At 30.4% G+C, this 19,615-nt stretch carries 16 protein-coding genes; 2 read left to right on the forward strand and 14 right to left on the reverse strand.

The genetic code is table 11. The annotated features are described in order from the left end of the window. Positions 1-62 precede the first annotated feature (62 nt). Together J4863_RS07320 and J4863_RS07325 are read right to left on the reverse strand one after the other, a co-directional pair. The gene (locus J4863_RS07320; protein ID WP_211618112.1) at positions 63-2,291 is read right to left on the reverse strand and encodes a heavy metal translocating P-type ATPase; all 2,229 of its coding nucleotides are present in this window, start codon (positions 2,289-2,291) and stop codon (positions 63-65) included. A 62-nt stretch (positions 2,292-2,353) separates the two neighbouring features. Then, positions 2,354-2,713, reverse strand: a complete 360-nt coding sequence (locus J4863_RS07325) for a metalloregulator ArsR/SmtB family transcription factor (RefSeq protein WP_211618113.1) — start codon at positions 2,711-2,713, stop codon at positions 2,354-2,356. A gap of 380 nt (positions 2,714-3,093) precedes the next feature. On the opposite strand from J4863_RS07325, the gene J4863_RS07330 reads away from it, so the two are divergent. After that, positions 3,094-3,834 (forward strand): N-acetylmuramoyl-L-alanine amidase, encoded by a 741-nt coding sequence (locus J4863_RS07330; protein WP_249111499.1) that lies wholly within the window; start codon positions 3,094-3,096, stop codon positions 3,832-3,834. A 596-nt stretch (positions 3,835-4,430) separates the two neighbouring features. Here the strand turns inward: J4863_RS07330 and J4863_RS07335 are convergent. The 6 genes from J4863_RS07335 to mutL all read right to left on the reverse strand — a co-directional run bounded on the left by J4863_RS07335 (position 4,431) and on the right by mutL (position 9,938). Next, positions 4,431-4,763: a PepSY domain-containing protein gene (locus J4863_RS07335; RefSeq protein WP_249111500.1), complete on the reverse strand. Its 333-nt coding sequence runs from the start codon at positions 4,761-4,763 to the stop codon at positions 4,431-4,433. A gap of 207 nt (positions 4,764-4,970) precedes the next feature. After that, complete coding sequence (gene lysS, locus J4863_RS07340) at positions 4,971-6,464, reverse strand: lysine--tRNA ligase (protein WP_211618114.1); 1,494 nt, start codon at positions 6,462-6,464, stop codon at positions 4,971-4,973. Positions 6,465-6,492: 28 nt separating this feature from the next. After that, complete coding sequence (locus J4863_RS07345) at positions 6,493-6,861, reverse strand: DUF1934 family protein (RefSeq protein WP_211618115.1); 369 nt, start codon at positions 6,859-6,861, stop codon at positions 6,493-6,495. An 18-nt stretch (positions 6,862-6,879) separates the two neighbouring features. Continuing rightward, entirely contained in the window at positions 6,880-7,290 is a 411-nt protein-coding gene (locus J4863_RS07350; protein WP_211618116.1) for a hypothetical protein, read from the reverse strand. Positions 7,291-7,303: 13 nt separating this feature from the next. Continuing rightward, the gene (locus J4863_RS07355; protein ID WP_211618117.1) at positions 7,304-7,774 is read right to left on the reverse strand and encodes a 23S rRNA (pseudouridine(1915)-N(3))-methyltransferase RlmH; all 471 of its coding nucleotides are present in this window, start codon (positions 7,772-7,774) and stop codon (positions 7,304-7,306) included. Positions 7,775-7,844: 70 nt separating this feature from the next. Next, a complete protein-coding gene (gene mutL / locus J4863_RS07360) occupies positions 7,845-9,938 on the reverse strand; it encodes a DNA mismatch repair endonuclease MutL (protein WP_211618118.1) in 2,094 nt (697 codons plus the stop codon). Between the two features lie 149 nt (positions 9,939-10,087). Here mutL and J4863_RS07365 point away from each other — a divergent pair, with 149 nt between their 5' ends. After that, positions 10,088-11,428, forward strand: a complete 1,341-nt coding sequence (locus tag J4863_RS07365; RefSeq protein ID WP_211618119.1) for a CCA tRNA nucleotidyltransferase — start codon at positions 10,088-10,090, stop codon at positions 11,426-11,428. 246 nt (positions 11,429-11,674) lie between these two features. Here J4863_RS07365 and J4863_RS07370 read toward each other — a convergent pair whose 3' ends face one another. From J4863_RS07370 to aroB, 6 genes are all read right to left on the reverse strand, one after another. Beyond that, complete coding sequence (locus J4863_RS07370) at positions 11,675-13,069, reverse strand: sucrose-specific PTS transporter subunit IIBC (RefSeq protein WP_211618120.1); 1,395 nt, start codon at positions 13,067-13,069, stop codon at positions 11,675-11,677. A 106-nt stretch (positions 13,070-13,175) separates the two neighbouring features. Then, entirely contained in the window at positions 13,176-14,273 is a 1,098-nt protein-coding gene (gene aroC, locus J4863_RS07375) for a chorismate synthase (protein WP_211618121.1), read from the reverse strand. Between the two features lie 34 nt (positions 14,274-14,307). Next, positions 14,308-16,260 carry a peptidase gene (locus tag J4863_RS07380; RefSeq protein WP_211618122.1) on the reverse strand — a complete coding sequence of 651 codons (1,953 nt, stop codon included), beginning with the start codon at positions 16,258-16,260 and terminating at the stop codon, positions 14,308-14,310. 98 nt (positions 16,261-16,358) lie between these two features. Further along, positions 16,359-17,654, reverse strand: a complete 1,296-nt coding sequence (gene aroA, locus J4863_RS07385) for a 3-phosphoshikimate 1-carboxyvinyltransferase (RefSeq protein WP_211618123.1) — start codon at positions 17,652-17,654, stop codon at positions 16,359-16,361. 127 nt (positions 17,655-17,781) lie between these two features. Further along, positions 17,782-18,315: a DUF2262 domain-containing protein gene (locus tag J4863_RS07390; RefSeq protein ID WP_211618124.1), complete on the reverse strand. Its 534-nt coding sequence runs from the start codon at positions 18,313-18,315 to the stop codon at positions 17,782-17,784. A 118-nt stretch (positions 18,316-18,433) separates the two neighbouring features. After that, positions 18,434-19,525 (reverse strand): 3-dehydroquinate synthase, encoded by a 1,092-nt coding sequence (gene aroB / locus J4863_RS07395; protein WP_211618125.1) that lies wholly within the window; start codon positions 19,523-19,525, stop codon positions 18,434-18,436. Between the last annotated feature and the right edge of the window lie 90 nt (positions 19,526-19,615).

Genomic DNA, 19,615 nt, shown 5'->3' on the forward strand with positions numbered 1-19,615 from the left:
CAAAAGGACTAGCTTAAAATAATTAAATTTTTAATCTAGCCCTTTTACTATTTTAAATCAAACTATTTTTTAAAAAAATACATAGTTCTCATAGAATTCAATATCGCTATTAAAGCTACTCCAACATCACCGAATACAGCTTCCCACATTGTAGCAAATCCTAATGCTCCCATAATTAAAATAATTCCCTTTACTGCTAATGCAAATATGATATTTTGCCAAACTATTGTTTTCGTTTTTTTTGCAATTTCTATTGCTGTTACAATTTTTGAAGGTTCGTCATTCATTATTACAACGTCAGCTGCTTCTATTGCCGCATCAGAGCCAACTCCTCCCATTGCAACTCCAACATCTGCTCTAGCCAAAACTGGTGCATCATTTATTCCATCTCCTACAAACAACACTTTTCCAGCATTTTTCCCATTTTCAATCATTATTTCTTCCAATTTTTCCACTTTTTGTGTCGGTAACAATTCAGAAAAAACTTTTGTTATTCCCAATTTTTTCGCAACATTTTCACCAATTTTCTTATTATCTCCAGTCAACATTACAATATTTTTAATTCCTTGCTTTTTCATTCCAAAAATAGCACTTTCAGAATCTTCTTTTATTTCATCAGCAATCACGATATTTCCTGCATATTTTCCATCTATTGCCACATAAACTACTGTTCCTAATTTTTCTTCATTTTCAATAGAAATTTTTTCCAAATCCATTAATTTCGCATTCCCAGCCAAAATATCTTTTCCATCGACTCTCACTTTTAATCCATAACCAGACAATTCCTCAAATTTCTCAACTTTCGATTTATCAATCGAATTACCCATTTCTTCGTATTCTTTCACAATCGACTGTGCAATCGGATGATTTGAAAAACTTTCTGCATAAGCTGTATATTTCAAAAGTTCATTTTTCCCTGCAGTTCCTATATTTTGATTATTTTTCATATTAATTTCAGTAACCTTGAAAATACCTTTTGTCAATGTTCCTGTTTTATCCATTACAACCGTATCAATTTTTGTCAATGCTTCCAAATAATTAGCACCTTTTACTAAAATTCCATGTTTTGAAGCTCCTCCAATTCCACCAAAAAATCCTAACGGAACCGAAATAACTAACGCACACGGACATGAAACTACCAAGAATGTCAACGCTCTGTAAACCCAATTAGAGAATGGTTGTTGCAATAAAACAGGCGGAATTATTGCTAAAATCAATGCTACGATTACAACTGCTGGTGTGTAATATCTTGCAAATTTTGTTATAAAATTCTCTGTTTTTGATTTTTTTCCACTTGCATTTTGAACTAAATCTAAAATCTTTGAAACTGTTGATTCAGAGAAATTTTTTGTAACTTTTACAGTTATTAATCCAGTTTTATTAATAAATCCACTCAACACATTTTCTCCAACCATTACTTCTTTTGGTAACGATTCTCCAGTCAATGCCGATGTATCAAAAGTTGAATTTCCTTCTACAATTTCTCCATCCAACGGTACTTTTTCCCCTGGCTTAACCACTATCAAATCACCAACACCCACAGTTTCAGGCGAAACTTTCTTTATTTCATCTCCAATTTTCACATTCGCATAATCAGGTCTAATATCCATCAAAGCAGTAATTGATTTTCTAGAATTTCCCACAGCCACATCTTGAAATAATTCTCCAACCATATAAAATAACATTACTGCAACGGCTTCAGGATATTCTTTTATCGCAAAAGCACCAACTGTCGCAACCGTCATCAAAAAGTTTTCATCAAAAACTTCCCCTCTTTTTATATTTCGTATCGCAGTCAACACAACTTCGCCACCAATAATTAAATAACTAACCAAATACAAAATAATTTTCATAAAATTCGGTAATGGCGCCAATATTGCACCTGCAAAAATAATTCCACCAATCACAAATTTTGTAACTTTTTTCTTGATATTGTCCTCTTCTGAGTGGCTGTGACTATGACTACGAGAATGTACATGTTCTCCTGCATTTTCACTCATTCCACAAGCTCCTGAACAACAACAATGCTCTTCATGTTTATGAGAATGTTGCATTCCACGAATCTTTCTTTCAGAAACAATAACACCTTCTTCAACTTTATCCACAACCTCTTGAATTTTTTCTATCAAAGAATTTCTATTTTCTTCTTCTGTCGTAATAAATAACTTTTCTCCCAAAAAATCTATAGTTGCTTCTATTATTTCTGGCATTTCGCCAATTTTTCGTTCCACTTTTGCAGCACAATTCGGACAATCTAATCCAACTATTGATAAAATCGTCTCTTTAGCCATAATTTCATCACTCCAACTCTAATTTTACTTTTATTTTCTCTCAATAAATCACAAAATTTTTACTATCTTTTCTCTCCAATATGCGTCAATCCTTGCTCAATTATATGAATCACATGCTCATCATCCAACGAATAATAAACAACCTTCCCTTCTTTTCTATATTTCACAAGCCTCCCCTGTTTCAAAACCCTCAACTGATGCGAAATTGCCGACTGAGTCATCCCCAAGGTAATCGCTATATCACATACACACATTTCCGACTGATACAACGCACTCAATATTTTTATCCGAGTTGTATCCCCCAAAATTTTAAAAAAATCTCCCAAATCATACAAAATCTCTTCTTGTGGCAATTTTTCCTTTACCATTTCAACAGTATCTTGATGAATCGCTTCTATTTCACATATCGGTATTTTTTTCATTCTCTCTCCTTCCAAAAATCTAATTTCATAAAACTACCTCACAGCCTAAAACATATTCTAAATAAGATAAATTATTTTTCATTATTGTCATGAGTTCTATTTTATTTTAAAATTTGTTGCATTTTATTATACAATCATCATTTTTAAATTTTAATTCCAAACATATGAATAATTGTTTATATGTTTGATTATACATTATTTTTCACCTATTGTCAATCATATTTTCAACAAAATTTTCTTAAAATTATTTTTTATTTCTACAAATATTTTAATACAATTTTCTCACTGAATAAACTCAATAAAATCACATAAATTTTATTTGATATCTCACGTTATTTATGATAAAATCGAGATTGTAAAAAGAAAGGAGATTATGAATTATGTTAAATTTAATTATTAAACATTTATCTGCGTCAATCATGTTTTTGACTACTCTATTTTCAACTTCAGTTGTCACAACACCAGCACACGCAGATACTGTATCAGCATCAAAACACGTTTGTATTGATCCTGGACACCAATTGAGAGGAAATAGCCAATTAGAGCCTGTTGCTCCTGGTTCTTCTACTAGAAAACCAAAAGTTTCGTCTGGAGCTCAAGGAGTTGCAACTAGAAAAAATGAATATCAATTGACTTTAGAAGTTGGATTAAAATTGAGAGATGCTTTACAAGCAAAAGGTTACAAGATAACAATGATTAGAGATAAAAATGAAGTGAATATCAGTAACAAGGAAAGAGCCGAAAAAGCCAATGATTCAGGTTGTGATTCTTATGTTAGAATCCATGCTGATGGTATAAATAACTCTTCTATTAGTGGTGTTTCTGTATTAACTGCATCGGCTAAAAATAGATATCTTTCACCTGCGGTTCAAAAAGCAAGTGAAAAATTATCAAAAGACATTTTAGCAGAATATTTAAAAACCACTGGTGCCCAAAATAGAGGAATTTCTTATAGAGACGACTTAACTGGTACAAACTGGTCAAAAATACCAACAACTTTAATTGAATTAGGATTTATGTCAAATCCAGCTGAAGACAGAAAAATGTCAACAAAAGAATACCAAGATAAAATGGTTTCTGGAATTGTTAACGGTTTAGAAAAATATTATAGAGAAAAATAATTTTAAAGAATTTAGGGTGGTAATTTTACCATCCTTTTTTATTTTACACATTTTTCTCAACATCTGATTTTCAAATAAAAAAAGAAGTCTTTTGCAAGACATAACTTACAAAATAACTTCTCTTAATACTATCTTTCTTCTTACCTTTTTTCTTATTTGCTCCTTTAAAGTGAAACCTCTATGTACTAACTTCCCCTTTTTCTATACATAATGACCTTTTTCTTCATAAACTATCTAAATCTCTTTAGACTTGACCTTTTTACTTATATAACTATTACAAACAACCTTTTTTCTTCTACAGCAATTATACACTTAAAAACTTTTTAACGATATCGACTTAATTTTAGTGAACTTTTTTCTTCATGATTCGGATTCGACCAAAAACCCTATCCTTTTTAACTTTGTAACTTCATTTTTTGCACACAAGCTCCTACCCTCGTATACATGACCTTTACTCCTTTTTTGACCTTTAACTTTTTTCCTCACAAACTTTTAGATTTTCATAAAATCTTACCTTTTATAACCAAACTCCTTTTTTTGCATATAAGCTCCTACCCTCATATGCACGACCTTTTCTTCATAAAACTCTTTATTTCCTAATCTCTATCTACGTCCCAATCTGTGATTCTTCCAGTATACGCATCGATTTCAAATTCATAAGTGTAACCTCTATAATGAATTTCTCCTTCATAAGAATCTTCATCAAAATAAAAATCTTTAATATTTCTCAATGTTGCACCTGGAACTTTTGCTAATGCTATTTGTTTAGCTCTTGTTGGGGTTATTTTTGATCTTTTATAAGAACTTTTTTTATGGCTGAAATTTGATTTTTTATAATCTTTACTTCCAGCAAAGCTCAAAGAACCTAATACCAAACAACCTAACAATGCTACTTTTAAGAATTTATTTTTTATAATCCTCCTTTGCATTTTTGTATTTGTAATTGCTGTTCCTTTGTTACATTATAATAGTATCATATAAAGATTAAAGAAAAATGAGAACTTTTAATTTTTTCTCATTTTTTTAAATAAAAAAAATAGACACTCTCTAATTCTGAGATTGCCTATTTTTCTAGATTTTCACGACTAATTTCATGATTATCTTTTATTTTTTGATTAATAAATTTATTTAAAAAATTATAATTCAATGTCTTCTTTTCTTAATGTTGGGAACAAGATTACGTCTCTGATTGATGCTGAATTAGTTTGTAACATAACTAATCTATCAATTCCAATTCCTAATCCTCCTGCAGGTGGCATTCCGTATTCTAAGGCTCTAATGTAATCTAAATCCATTCCTTGTGCTTCATCGTCTCCTGCTTCTTTCAATTTAACTTGTTCTTCGAATCTTTCTTTTTGATCTCTTGGATCGTTTAATTCTGAATATGCGTTTGCAAATTCTCTTCCTGAAATGAATAATTCAAATCTGTCAACCCATTCAGTTTCACCTTTTTGATTTTTTGAAAGTGGAGAAATTTCTTTTGGATATTCTGTTATGAATGTTGGATTAATCAATGTTTCTTCCACTTTTTCTTCAAAGAATAAATTTAAAATTCCAAATTTTGTATATGTTTTATCTTTTTCTAAAGGAATTCCAAATTCTTTCGCTTTTTCAATAGCTTCTTCATCACTTGAAATTGAATCAAAATCAAATCCAGTTGCTTCTTTTACAGCTTCTTTCATTGTTACTCTTCTCCAAGGTTTAGCTAAATTAATAGTTTTATCTTCATATTCAATTTCATATTTTCCATGTAACTCGAAAGTCAAGCTAGAAATTAAGTCTTCTGTCAAGTCCATCATATCATTAAAATCAGCATATGCTTGGTACAATTCCATCATTGTAAATTCAGGGTTATGTTTTACAGAAATTCCTTCATTTCTAAAACTTCTATTAATTTCAAATACTTTTTCAAATCCACCAACTAATAATCTTTTTAAGTATAATTCAGGTGCGATTCTTAAGAATAATTCCATATCTAATGCATTGTGGTGCGTAACAAATGGTCTTGCAGTTGCTCCACCTGCGATTGGGTGCATCATTGGAGTTTCAACTTCCGTAAATCCTTTTTTTTCTAAATAGCTTCTAAAAAATCTAATAACTTGGAATCTTTTTTTCATAGTTTCCATAACTTCTCTATTCATTACCAAGTCAACGTATCTTTGTCTGTATCTAGTTTCAATATTTGTTAATCCATGGAATTTTTCTGGTAGTGGTCTTACATTTTTTGATAAAACTTCAAAAGATTTTGCTCTTAAAGTTAATTCTCCAGTTTTTGTTCTAAATAATGTTCCTTCAATACCAATGAAATCTCCCATTCCTAATTTTTTATAAATTTCATATTCGTCTTCTCCAACTTCATCTTTTTTTACATAATATTGAATTTGTCCAGTTGGATCTTGAATTTTCCCAAATCCATTTTTACCCATTCTTCTAAATGCAACAATTCTTCCTGCTGTTTTGAATACTTTTTCGCAAGTTTCGTCATACTTATTAATTTCTGAAATATCGTCTACCTTATCATAATGTCTTCCATAAGGCTCGATTCCCATTTCTTTCAATTCTTCTACTTTTTTCAATTTTTCTTTTATTATACCATTATCATTTGGCGTTTGATTATTTTGATTACTCATCACTTTTCCTTTCTTATAATTATTTCATTTAAACAAACAAATTTATTTCCAATTTTATTGTATTAATTAATTCATTTCTATCCATTATATCATATTCTAACATAATTTTTCCATTTTCTTTAAATATTTTTTTTGTTATTATCTCATATTTCCCTTTAAATTCTTTTGTTATATATGAAAATGACGTTTTTTTATCCAATTTAAAAACTTGTTTTGAGTTTATTTTTCCAACTCGATAAATCTCTAGAAAATCAGAATGTTCTATAATTCTACATTTTCCAAATTCATCGTTGTAATGATACTCATTTTTTCCGTCTAAATGATTTGTTTGTGCTATGTCAAATATTTTATCATATTTTTGCTCAAATTTATCAATACTTGATATTTTTATTTTCATTAAAAATTTTTCTCCTTTTTACTCTAAAAACTCATTCAAAAAGTCATCCAAATCTTCTTCATCTTTGTCACTAGAAAAATCAGCAATATCATCATCATCTAAGTCATTAAATGGTTCTACACCTAAGTCTTCAAGATTTGTTTCATCTTTTACCTTATCATATTCTCCGAAATCCTCGTTCCAGTACATATAATCCTTATCAGTACCATAATAATCTTCGTCCCATATTTCTAATATGTGATCTTCTTCATCTTCATCCAATGTTACTAATTCTTCTTCACTCACATCATAATAAAAAACTCTTTTTACTCCTGATTCATTTTCGCAAATCAAATACTCCTTATCCCCAACTGTAATATTTGCTAAACATGTAAAATATTCCATTTCATCATCAATTACTTTTTCAAATTCTTCGCCTACTGAATACATGCTTCTCCCTCCATTATTTATGATATTTTATATTATTATTAATCGAAATCCATCTATAAATTTGTTCTGCTAAAATTAATCTCATTAACTGATGTGGAAATGTAAATAATGAAAAATTTAATCTAAAATCAACTATTCTTCGCAATTCATCTCCGACTCCGTTAGAACCACCTATTATAAAATTAATTTCACTTTTTTGAATTGTTATTTTTTCTAATAATTCTGCCATTTCTTCAGAACTTTTTTGTTTTCCCTTTAAGTCCAACAAAATATTATATGATTGACTTTTTTTATTAATGACATTTATTATTCTTTCTGTCTCTTTTGAGATTGCACTCTCAATCCCTTTATTATCGTCTTCTTCGCTTAATTCAACGATACTAAAATTTGCATAACGTGAAAGTCTTTTTGAAAATTCTTCAATTCCATCTCGTATGTATTTATCTTTCACTTTTCCAATACATACTATATTAATCTTTACCATATTTTTCCCTTATTGTCAATTATTTTCTTGAGAGTTTTTTAACCGCTCCCAAATTCGGCTTTTATCCTTTTTATTTTTTTCGTCCAAACATTTTATCTAAATCATTTCTCGTTAGTTTTACAATAATTGGTCGACCGTGCGGACAAGTGTATTTTCCAACTTCATGAAGTCTTCTGACCATATTTTGCATTTCGTATAAATCTAATTTTTGTCCTGCTTTTACCGCTCCTTTGCATGACATTGAAATAATTATATTTTCACGCAAATCCTTTATTTCCGCCTCATTTTTTATATCTTCTAAAAGTTTTAAAAATACATTTTGAATTGAATCTCTAAAATCAAAAGCTGGAATAGCTCGAAAAATAATCTCTTGATCTGAAAATTCATCGATTTCAAATCCAAAATCATTAAAAATTTCAATATTTTCAAAAATTATTTCTTTTTCACTTTCAGTAACTTCCATTTTTTGTGGCAATAAAAGCCGTTGTGATTCAATCTTTTTGTTATAAAATTTATCTTTTAATTCTTCATAAAGTATTCGTTCATGAATAATGTGTTGATCATAAATTTCAAGTTCGTTGTCCCTCTTTACCAAAATATATGTATCAAAAATCTGTCCTAGCACATCATATTCTATCTGCTCTCCTACATGCTTTTCAAATGTTCCAATTTTATACCCTGTTTTATCAGAAACACTTTTTTTATCTTCATTAAACAATACAATATCTGTTTTTTTCTCAATATTTCTATTATCCAAATTTTCAAAAATTTTATTTTCTGAATCATTTTCAATAACTGATTTTTTTGCGAAATTTCTATTATTCTCAGAATTTTCCACTTTATTTTTTTTGTTATTCAATTGATTCATAATGTTTTCAAGAATATCGCTATTGTTAGCATTTTCAGTTACTTTACGATTTCCTTCTTCTTCATTTTTTATCGAATTTTCTGAATTGCTTGTAGAAAAATTACTCTGATCTATTCTCTGAGAGTTATTTTCATTTCTATTTTCATTATACGATTTTTTTTCTTCTCTAGAATTTTCCTCTACCAAATTCTCATTATTATCAACTTTACCATCGTATGTCTCAAAACTAATAAATTTTTTACCCATCTTATCATCAAATAAATCATCCGTTACCACATTTTCCGTATTTTTATTAGATTTCTCCGATAAATCAATATTCGGCTGCCAATTTTCCCTGTCATTATAATAAAAAAATTCATCAATTTCATCTTTTATTTGCCGATAAACAATTTTATCATTAGAAAATTTCACAATTTTTTTTGATGGATGCACGTTAACATCGATTTCATTTGGATTTATATCAAAAAATATTATTGCAAAAGGATATTTTCCCTTCATTAATTTTGTATAATAACCATCTAAAATTGCTCTTTCAATAGTTGCAGATTTCACATATCTTTTATTCACATAAGTAAAAATATAGTCTTTACTACTTCGCAAAATTTCCACATTTCCCAAATATCCGTACTTAAATTTTGTTAAATTTCGTAAAACTGATTTTCCAAATAATTCAAGAATTGCATTTTCTATTCCTTTTCCACTTGTTTTTATGCTTGGCTTTCCGTCTAATTCAAGTGAAATAGCAACATCACTATTCACAAGCGCTTCCCTTAAAACAATATCTCGAATTTTAGCATACTCTGTCGACTGTTTTCTCAAAAATTTTTTTCGAGCTGGTGTATTATAAAACAAATCTCTTATTTCAATTTCTGTCCCAACATTTTTTGAAATCTCTTCAAATCCTCTAACTACGCCACCATAACTACGAATTTTGTACCCAATTGGACTACTTGCTGTTTTCGTTGTTATTGTTAATTTTGAAACTGCTGCTATTGAGGCAAGTGCTTCTCCTCTAAATCCGTATGTTTTCAAGTTAAAAACATCGTCTTTTGTTACGATTTTTGAAGTTGCATGTCTTTCTATCGAAAGCAATGTGTCGTCTTTATCCATTCCAACGCCATTATCACTCACTTTTACATCAAGTCCACCCTTAAAAACTTCTATTTTTATCATAGTTGCATTCGCATCCAACGAATTTTCAATCATTTCTTTTATCATAGAAGCTGGATTTTCAACAACTTCCCCTGCTGCAATTATATTTGAAACACTCTCATCTAAAATTTTTATTTTTCCCATTTCGTCTCTCTCTGATTTCCCTTTTCATTTTTTTCTTAATATCATTTTACATTATTCTAGTGCGTATTTCAATAGCTAGAAAAAATTCTATGATTTTTTTCACAAAAAATAGTATAATATAAAAAAGTTTTTAAAAATTGAGGTGAAAAATGAAATTAGAAAATTATACTTTTGATGAGAAAGCAACAAAAATTTTAGAAAAATTAAATTCGAATGGGAATAAAGGGTATTTTGTTGGAGGCTGTTTACGAGATGTTCTTTTAGGTAAAACTCCAAAAGATATCGACATTGCAACAAATATGGAATATAATGATATAAAAAAAATATTTTCTGATTATCCGACAAAGGAAGTTGGAAAAGCTTTTGGAATTTTGATAATTCATTATGAAGATGAAAATTTTGAGATTGCAAAATTTAGAACAGATATTGGGAGTGATGGGAGAAGACCAGATTCTGTTGAGTTTGTGAACGATATTGAAGATGATTTATTGCGAAGGGATTTTACATTTAATGCGATGGCATTTAATGAAAAGGATGGACTTATTGATATTTTTAACGGACAAGAAGATATTAAAAATAAGATTATTCGATTTGTTGGGAAACCGAAAAAACGGTTGCAAGAAGATGGACTTCGACTGATGAGAGCTTTTAGATTTATGAGTCAGTTGGGATTTGATTTTGAGAAAAATACAGAAATTGCAATAAAAGAAAATATTCATGTGTTAGAAAAAATTTCTCAAGAACGAATTACAAATGAATTAAATAAATTAATTGTTGGAAAATATGCTGTTAAAAGTTTTGAAAAAATGAAAGAATTAAAGGTTCTCGATTATGTTTTACCTGAGTTAAAAGTGATTTATGATTTTGATCAGAATAATCCGTATCACAAATTTACACTTTGGGAACATAGCATGAATGTACTTGATGGTGTGAGTCCTGAATTAACAACACGTTGGAGTGCACTTCTTCACGACATTGGAAAACCTGAAGCAAAAACTGTTGATGAAAAAACTGGATATTTTCATTTTTACAAGCATGAAATTATTGGAGCTTCCATTGCAAAACGAATTATGTCTAGACTTGGTCAATCAAACAACATAAGAGATGATGTCTACACAATTGTAAAAAATCATATGAAATTACATAATAGCCAAAGTGAAAAAACAATAAAAATATTGATTAGCAACTACGGTGAATTAAATACTAAAAGATTAATTGATTTAGCAATTTCTGATGATGGTGGAAAAGGTCACGAAAATGACAGAAATAATAATTTGTGGAAAACTTTTTATCATATTGTGGAAAACATGAAAGTTCCTACGATAAATTCTTTAAATATCAACGGTTACGACTTAATGGAACTTGGAATTTATAATAAAGAAATTCAGAAAGTGAAAAAATATTTATTAAATGAACTTTTAGAAGGGAATATTGAAAATTCTAAAGAAGAATTGATTGAAAAAGTTAAGGAATATATTCTTAAAAATTAGTTTTTTAGAGAGTGTCCAAAATTTTATGTGAACCCAAAATATAATATACGTTGCAAGATGATATGAGAGTGTAAATTTTTTGTGTAAATAAACTAGAAAATCCTTATATTACTAGTTTAGTATATCATAAATTTACACAAATTCAGAACACTCTCTAAATCTTTATTATCTATACATCTTATACAAATTATACAAAATTTAAAAAAAGCAGGAGTACAAAACCCCTACTTAAATTTATTATTTCTATTATTTTTCTAATTTTACAAATGTATATGTTAACGCAAAACTTACTCCAGCACCTACGATTATAGAAACTAAGTACAATGGTAATTGAGCGTTTAAGAATAATAAGATTCCAGGTATTACTGTTACTGCCATTCCTGATGCTTTCAATCCAAAAACTGATGCCAAGAATCCTCCTGCAGCTCCCCCTGCTAATCCCATTAAGAACGGTTTACCTTTACCTTTGATCAAGTTTACCCCATAAATTGCTGGTTCTGTAATTCCTAATGCTGCTGACAATGCTGATGGTAATGCCAATGCTTTTAATTTTTTATCTTTTGTTTTAACTCCAACTGCTAAAACTGCTCCAAATTGCCCTGCAACAGCTGCTGATAACAATGGATTAAATTGGTTGAATCCATCTTTTGCAAGTAATTGGATTTCCAAGAAGTTAAATATATGGTGAACTCCTGTAACTACGATTAATTGTTGTAATCCTCCAATTATAATTCCTGCTATTCCAAAAGGTAATTTTAAAATCCATTCTGTTCCAATCAAAATATAATTTTCTAATGAATGGAAAATTGGTCCTATTACAAATAATCCCAATGTACTCATGATTAAGAATACTAAAAATGGTGTTAATAATAAATCTAACGCATCTGGTATAACTTTTCTCAATCTTTGTTCTAATTTTGCTCCAATCATTCCCACAAATAACGCTGGTAAAACTGTTCCTTGATATCCAACTACTGGAATGAAATTGAAGAACATTATTGGATGTGCATCTCCTGATGCCACTTGATAAGCATTTGGCAATGAACTACTGATTAACATTGAACCTAACACGATCCCCAATACAGGTGATCCACCAAACACTTTAAATGCTGACCAAGCAACTAATGCTGGCAAAATAATAAATGCAGTATCTGTTAATACTTGTGTATACATTAAGAAGTTAGGATTTATGCTCTTTGGCGTTGTCCCTAATAATTTCAATAAATTTTCATTTGTTAATAATCCACGAAGTCCCATAAATAGACCTGTCGCAACCAACACTGGTATAATTGGCACAAAGATATCTCCAAATGTTCTCGAAATTCTTTGAATAATATTTCCTTGTTTTGCAGCCTCTTTTTTCATATCAGATACTGAAGACTCACTAACTCCTCCAAGTCCTTGAACTGCCTCATAAACTTTATTTACAGTTCCTGTTCCAAAGATAATTTGATATTGACCTGAATTAAACATAGTCCCTTTTACTTTTTCAATTTCATCAACTCTCTCTTTGTCAATTTTACTCTCATCATTTACCATTATTCTAAGTCTTGTTGCACAATGTGCAAATGATGCAATATTTTCTTTTCCACCGACAGCTTCTACTACTTCTTTAGCTATCTCTTCGTAACTTTTCGCCACTTTTCCACTTCCTTTCAAAATTATTAATAAAAAAAATCATTTATCTATAAATATACATTATATTTTCCTTTTAGTCAATATTTTTTCAAAAATTTTATCAAAAATTTTACAATCTATATTTCTTAGCTTCCAAAAGTCTATCCAAAATCACAATAGCAGTCGCACATTCCAATACAACAATCGCTCTTGGTACAATCACTGGATCATGTCGACCTTTCACTTCCAAAATATCTGATTTTTTTGTTTCTAAATTCACTGTTTTTTGTTCCTTTGAAATCGAAGGCGTTGGTTTTATCGCAACTTTAAAGCTAATCGGCATCCCAGTCGAAATTCCTCCAACAATTCCTCCATTATTATTCGTATACGATTTTATATTCCCATTTTCATCAAAATACATCTCGTCATTCGCTTCATATCCAGTCATTTTAGCAATTCCAAATCCTGCTCCAAATTCAATACCTTTCGTAGCTGGAACAGAAAAAATCATTCTTGAAATTTCACTCTCAATCGATTCAAAAAACGGATCTCCAATCCCAGGTTTCAACCCTGTAATCATCACTTCCACAATTCCACCCAAAGAATTTTCTTCTTCTCTAGCTTTCATTATCGCATTTTCCATCTTTTGAGCTATTCCATCTTCCAAAGTCGGCAAAATCATTCCACGTAATTTATCAATATTCTCTTGAGTAATATCACTTTCCACAAAATCTCTTTCTTCAATATCATAAAGTGATTTTATATGAGCTCCAATCAAAATTCCTTGACTTTTCAAAATCTGTTTCGCAATCGCACCAGCAAATACAATCGAAGTCGTTATTCTCCCTGAAAAATGCCCACTTCCACGAATATCATTAAACCCATCATATCGATTAAATCCACTCCAATCAGCATGTCCTGGTCTTGGTTTTCTTCTAAGTTCACTATAATCCTTTGATCTCTGATCCCTATTTCTAACAATCATCGCAAGTGGCGTTCCAGTCGTTCTTCCATCAAAAAATCCACTCAAAATCTCAAATTCATCTTTTTCCACTCTAGGCGTTGTCAATTTTGATCTTCCAGGTGCTCTTCTTTTCATTTCCTGCGAGATAAATTCTAAATCTAGTTCAGTTCCCGCTGGAATTCCGTCAATATTCACTCCCAATGCCGTTCCATGCGATTCTCCAAACAATGAAATTCTATAATTTTTTCCAAAATTTGCTCCCATTTTCTAGCTCCTTCTCTTTTTTAAATTTAAAATTCTATTTTTCTGCTTTTACCAATTCATCATAATTTGTAACTTTCTTTTTATCCTCTTTTGAAAGTAAATTATACAATTTATGAACCATTTCTAGATATGATTTTTTCGTGTATTTTTCACCAGTTCTATTATTCAATACTATTTTTTCTGCATTTGGAATATCACTTATCAATTTACTTACAATAACATAAGGTTTCCAATCTTCTGTGTAAATATCACTTTTTCCATTAGGCGTATATTGAGCTGTGTTCAACTCAGCAGTCCCAGATCCTTTTTTAATATTTCCATTTTTATCACGACCAAGCCATTTATTTTTTAACTGTTCCACTTTTCCACGAGCTTGAGCAGTTTCCCGTCTTTGCTCAAATAGCCACTCAAAAGGATAATCTATTTGATACCCATATTTCCAAGTTGACATATGCGATCCCTTGCTAAATTCTCCCCAGTTAATTCCTGTACCTGGTTTTGTATTATCATGAGTTGTCATTTTTTTATCAATTTTATTTTGCTCTTCAACAGAAAGATAAGGATCCCATTCGTTGTGTGAAATTTTAATTCCTGCAGCCTTAAAATATTCCTGAATTGTTTTCCACAAACTTGTTGCCATCAAATCATCTGCAGCTGTATGGACTAATACATTATCATCAGAAATCATGTAATACCAATTCTGATAATTTTTTTTATCAAGCCCAAATCCATTAAAACTAATTGGATCATTTTGTGGAGAACGAGCTGCTGCACCATTATTTTGAAAATCTTTATTATAATTATTAGACCATTGAGATCCTAAAATAGCCACTCCCGCAAAAAAATTATCTCTTTGTGCTGCCATATCTAAAAGAAGCATTCCTCCCATAGACTGACCAGTTCCATAAATACGGCTTTCATTAATATATCCTTTATATTCCTTCAAAACAGAATCCAGAAGTTCCCAAATTGCTGTATTTGCTTCACTTGAAGAAACAACATCATTTGTAGAACGACGACTTTCTTCAACTTGTGGAACAATGATTATTGCTGGATTTTTCTCTTGAAGTTCTTTACTTGCCATTTTTGTAGCCGCTTTTGTAGAAGTAAGCGAAGCCATTGGATCAATGTCATTTGCTCCTGCGTGTTCCATATGAAGTACAACCGAGATATTTCCTTTATTCTTTTCTAAAACCTCTTTATTTGGAACATAAATTGCATAAGGTAACTCAAAATTCTCATATTTCCCAGTATATTCACTATACGCCTTAGTTGCTTTAAATCCACCATTTCCAATATAATTTATTTTCCACCCACTATTTTTGTCAAACTCTGGCAAAATAATTTTATTTTTATCTGCTTTAATAACAGTTTGCTTAACTGTTTCACCTGTTGGTCTAGTTTGTGTTTTATCTTCCAAAGTATAATTTGAAATTTCCCTCGTTCCAGCAGCAATTTTTCCATTCTTACCAACAACTTCTCCAATTTGTTTCACACCAGCCATCATTGTACTTGTATAGGATAAATTTTGTCCAGTAAGCATATAATCTGTATTCACTTCAATAATTACATATTTTCCTTCTTTAGTACCACCATTTTTAGAAATTTCTGGCTTATCGTTAACATAAACTTTTGTGATTTGTCCTTCATTCCCTTTTGTATTATCCCTATCAATTTCCACAGTCTTCTCAAAACCATCTTTTTTCTCGCTGTAAATCGCATAATCTGTAATTTCATAATCATTTTTATTTACAGAATCAGCTTTAATATTCTGATTATACTCAACAATAATTGCCGAAGTTTTAGCGCCTTCTAAATCAACAAAACCATAAGATTTGACATCAACAATCGCATTATCAGCCGAAACCGATTTTATAATTTTACTTTTATTCACAGTTTTTGCAAAAGAAACTGTACTAAATGCCATTCCTGTCAAAAATAAAGCCATCATTCCAAAATATATTTTCTTTTTACAATCTAATTTCATAAACTTTCCTTCCTTCTTTCTTTCATTTATTCAATATTATTTGTATAAACAAACTTTATATAAAAAATAAAAGATTTTCTTAATTAATTTGTAATTTTTTACTTCTCAACAATTTCAATCTCTCCACCCATTTTCACAAAGTCATCCCAAAAATGTGGATAAGATTTTCTTACACTTTCAGCTTCTTCCAAAATAATTTCTTTTTCACATCGAGACGACGCAACTGCCAAAGACATCGCAATTCTATGGTCATTCCAAGCACTCACCATAACTCCACCAGTAAATCCTTGTACACCTTGAATAATCAAGCTATCCCCTTTCTCAGCCACATTCGCACCAAGTTTATTAAGCTCAGTTTTTATTGAAATAATTCTATCTGACTCCTTAATTCTAAGTCTTTCCCCATTAATAATCCGAGTCTCCCCTTCACTCAATGCAGCAAGCACAGTCAAAATCGGTGCAATATCAGGACATTGAGAAATATCAATCACAGTTCCTTTTGTTTTAGATGGCTTCACAATCACATAATCATCAAAAATCTCAAGATTTGCACCCATTCTAGTAACAATCTCAATAATTTCCCTATCTCCTTGCAACGAATTTTTATTCACATGCAAACATTTCACTTCATTATCACAATTCGCTGAAATTATCCCCGCAACAATCCAAAACGCCACTTGCGAATAATCACCTTCAACAGTATAATCAAAAGGCTTATAACTCTGATTACCTTTTATTTCAAATGATTTATAATCATTATTTTTTATCTCAATCCCAGCCAACTGCAAAATTTCCAGCGTCAAATCAATATATCCCTTCGACTCCAAATTTTTATTAATAATCAGCTTAGAATCCCCATCAAGAAGTGGCAAAGCATACAAAAGCCCAGTAATAAACTGCGAACTAATATTTCCGTCAATCTCATAATTCCCAGCCTTCAATTTTCCATTAACCGTAAGTGGCAATTTCCCACCAGTCGTCTTATATTTTAACCCTTGCTCCTCAAAAATCTTATAGTACGAAGCCAGCGGTCTATCCACAAGTTTCCCTTTCCCATCAAAAATCAATTCATTCTCACTCGTAATCCCAACAGGAATCAAAAACCTAATAGTCGATCCCGACTCATTACATTGCACAAACTTATCCTTCGGAACAACTTTCCCATCATTCCCAACAATCTCAAGAGCACTCTCAAATCTTTTAATTTTCGCTCCCCAATTTTCCATAATATCCGTTGTTGTAGTAATATCCACAGAAAACTTTAAATTATCAATCATCGACTTCTTCTCACTTTCGGCTAATGCCGCTGCAATTACCGCTCTATGCGAATAACTTTTTGACGGTGGTATTTCTATTTTTCCATTTAATGTACTTGGTTTTATTTTTATTTTCATAAATTTTTCTCCTTTTACATTGTTTTTTTCCTCTTCATTTTAAGTCTAAAAGAACCCTTTAAACCAAAACCTTTATTCAAAATCTTATCCTTATCAAAATTCTCTTTCAACACTCAAAACTAAAAATTTATCCTACAATATCCGCTTCACCTCTAAATTCCCCGTTAATATTCCCCATTAAATCAATCCAATGTCCTGCAAAAAATACTTCGTCATCATAATAGTACACTGTAAAATCTCCATTAGAAGTTATATTCAAACTTTCTAAATAAATTCCATTTTTAAAAACTTTTTTTGAAACTTTCTGTTCTTTTAACTCTTCCTTTTCTTTTTCCGTAAATTTAGAATTTGAATTTTTTTCAAGTATTTCTATCATTCCATCTATATCTTCCTCATCTACTGAAGAAAACCAATCTTCCGCTAACCAATGCAAATCTTCCACAATTCTATCCCTTATTCTCTCATCCCATTCTTTTTGATTAAGATACATAATTTTAAATTGTTCAATTGCTCCTTTAACTTCTTCTACTTTTTTATCTTCACTCCAATTATGCCCAATTCTACCATCAAAACTCACACTTATTTTTCTCCCAAGCCACTCAACTTCAGTTTCAAAATTTTTTATTTCTCCAAAAATTTCATCTATAATTGCTTTACACACACTAATCCTCCATTTTATTCTTTTCCAATTCAAGATTTTAATAAATTTATCAGATACTGCCTAACCTTTTCAATTTCCCCACATAATCACACATTTCTATTTCCACAATTTCAAATGTTTACTCAAAAATCTCTTCTGCTCCAATCTTCATAATCTCAACTTGCCCAATCTCTTTCAAAATCACAAAATTAATCCCGTCATTCGTACTTTTCTTATCCCTTTTCATAATCTTCGCAATCTCATCTTTTGGATACTCAATTTCAGTTGGCAAATTCAATGCTTTAAGCAATTTCGCAATTTTCACAGCTTCCCCTTCTTTAGTAAACCCTTTTTTCTCTCCAATTTTCGTAATATCCACCATCCCAGCAGAAATCGCCTCTCCGTGTGAATATTTTTCATAATTTGTAAACTGCTCAATCGCATGACCAATCGTATGCCCAAAATTCAATATCATTCTCAAGTTGCTTTCCTTCTCATCTTTTTCCACAACTTCCTTCTTTATCTCACAAGAACGATAAACAAGCTCATTCACATACTTCATCAAATGTTCACGCAATTTTTGTATATAATTTTCATCATCTTGCAAAACCCCAACTTTTTCCACAATTTCCACAAGTCTATCAAAAAAATTCTTGTCATAAATACATCCATATTTCACAATTTCCCCAAATCCATCGTAAAAATATCTATCAGTTAATGTATTTAAAAAATAATTATCAATTAAAACAAGTTTTGGCTGATGGAAAGCCCCAACAAGATTTTTCCCCTCAGGCAAATCAACTCCAACTTTTCCACCAACACTGCTGTCAACTTGCGAAACAATTGTTGTAGGAATTTGAATAAACCCAATCCCACGCATATAACTAGCCGCTACAAATCCAGCAATATCTCCAACAACTCCGCCACCAAACGCAACAACCATATCCTTTCTCGTAAGTCCTTCATTCACCATAGCCGAGTAAATCGAAGGCATTATCCCAATATGCTTATGTTTTTCCCCAGCTTGTAGCACAAATATACTATAATTAAATCCTTTAAACATTTCTTTATACTTTTCTTCATAAATCTCATGAACATTTGAGTCTGTAATTACAAACAATTTTTTCCCAGTATAAACTTCTCCAATATATTTTGGAAATTCCTCAAAAAAATTTTCCCCAATCATAATATCATAAGAATTTTTTCCCAATCCAACATGTAATTTTTCCATAATTTATCCATCCTTTTAATCATAATTTTTCATTTAATACTAAATTTACATTTCAAATCAATATTATAGTAAAACTGCTTTAAAACTAAA

Source organism: Leptotrichia sp. oral taxon 221 (assembly GCF_018128245.1).
Classification (GTDB): Bacteria; Fusobacteriota; Fusobacteriia; order Fusobacteriales; family Leptotrichiaceae; genus JABCPH02.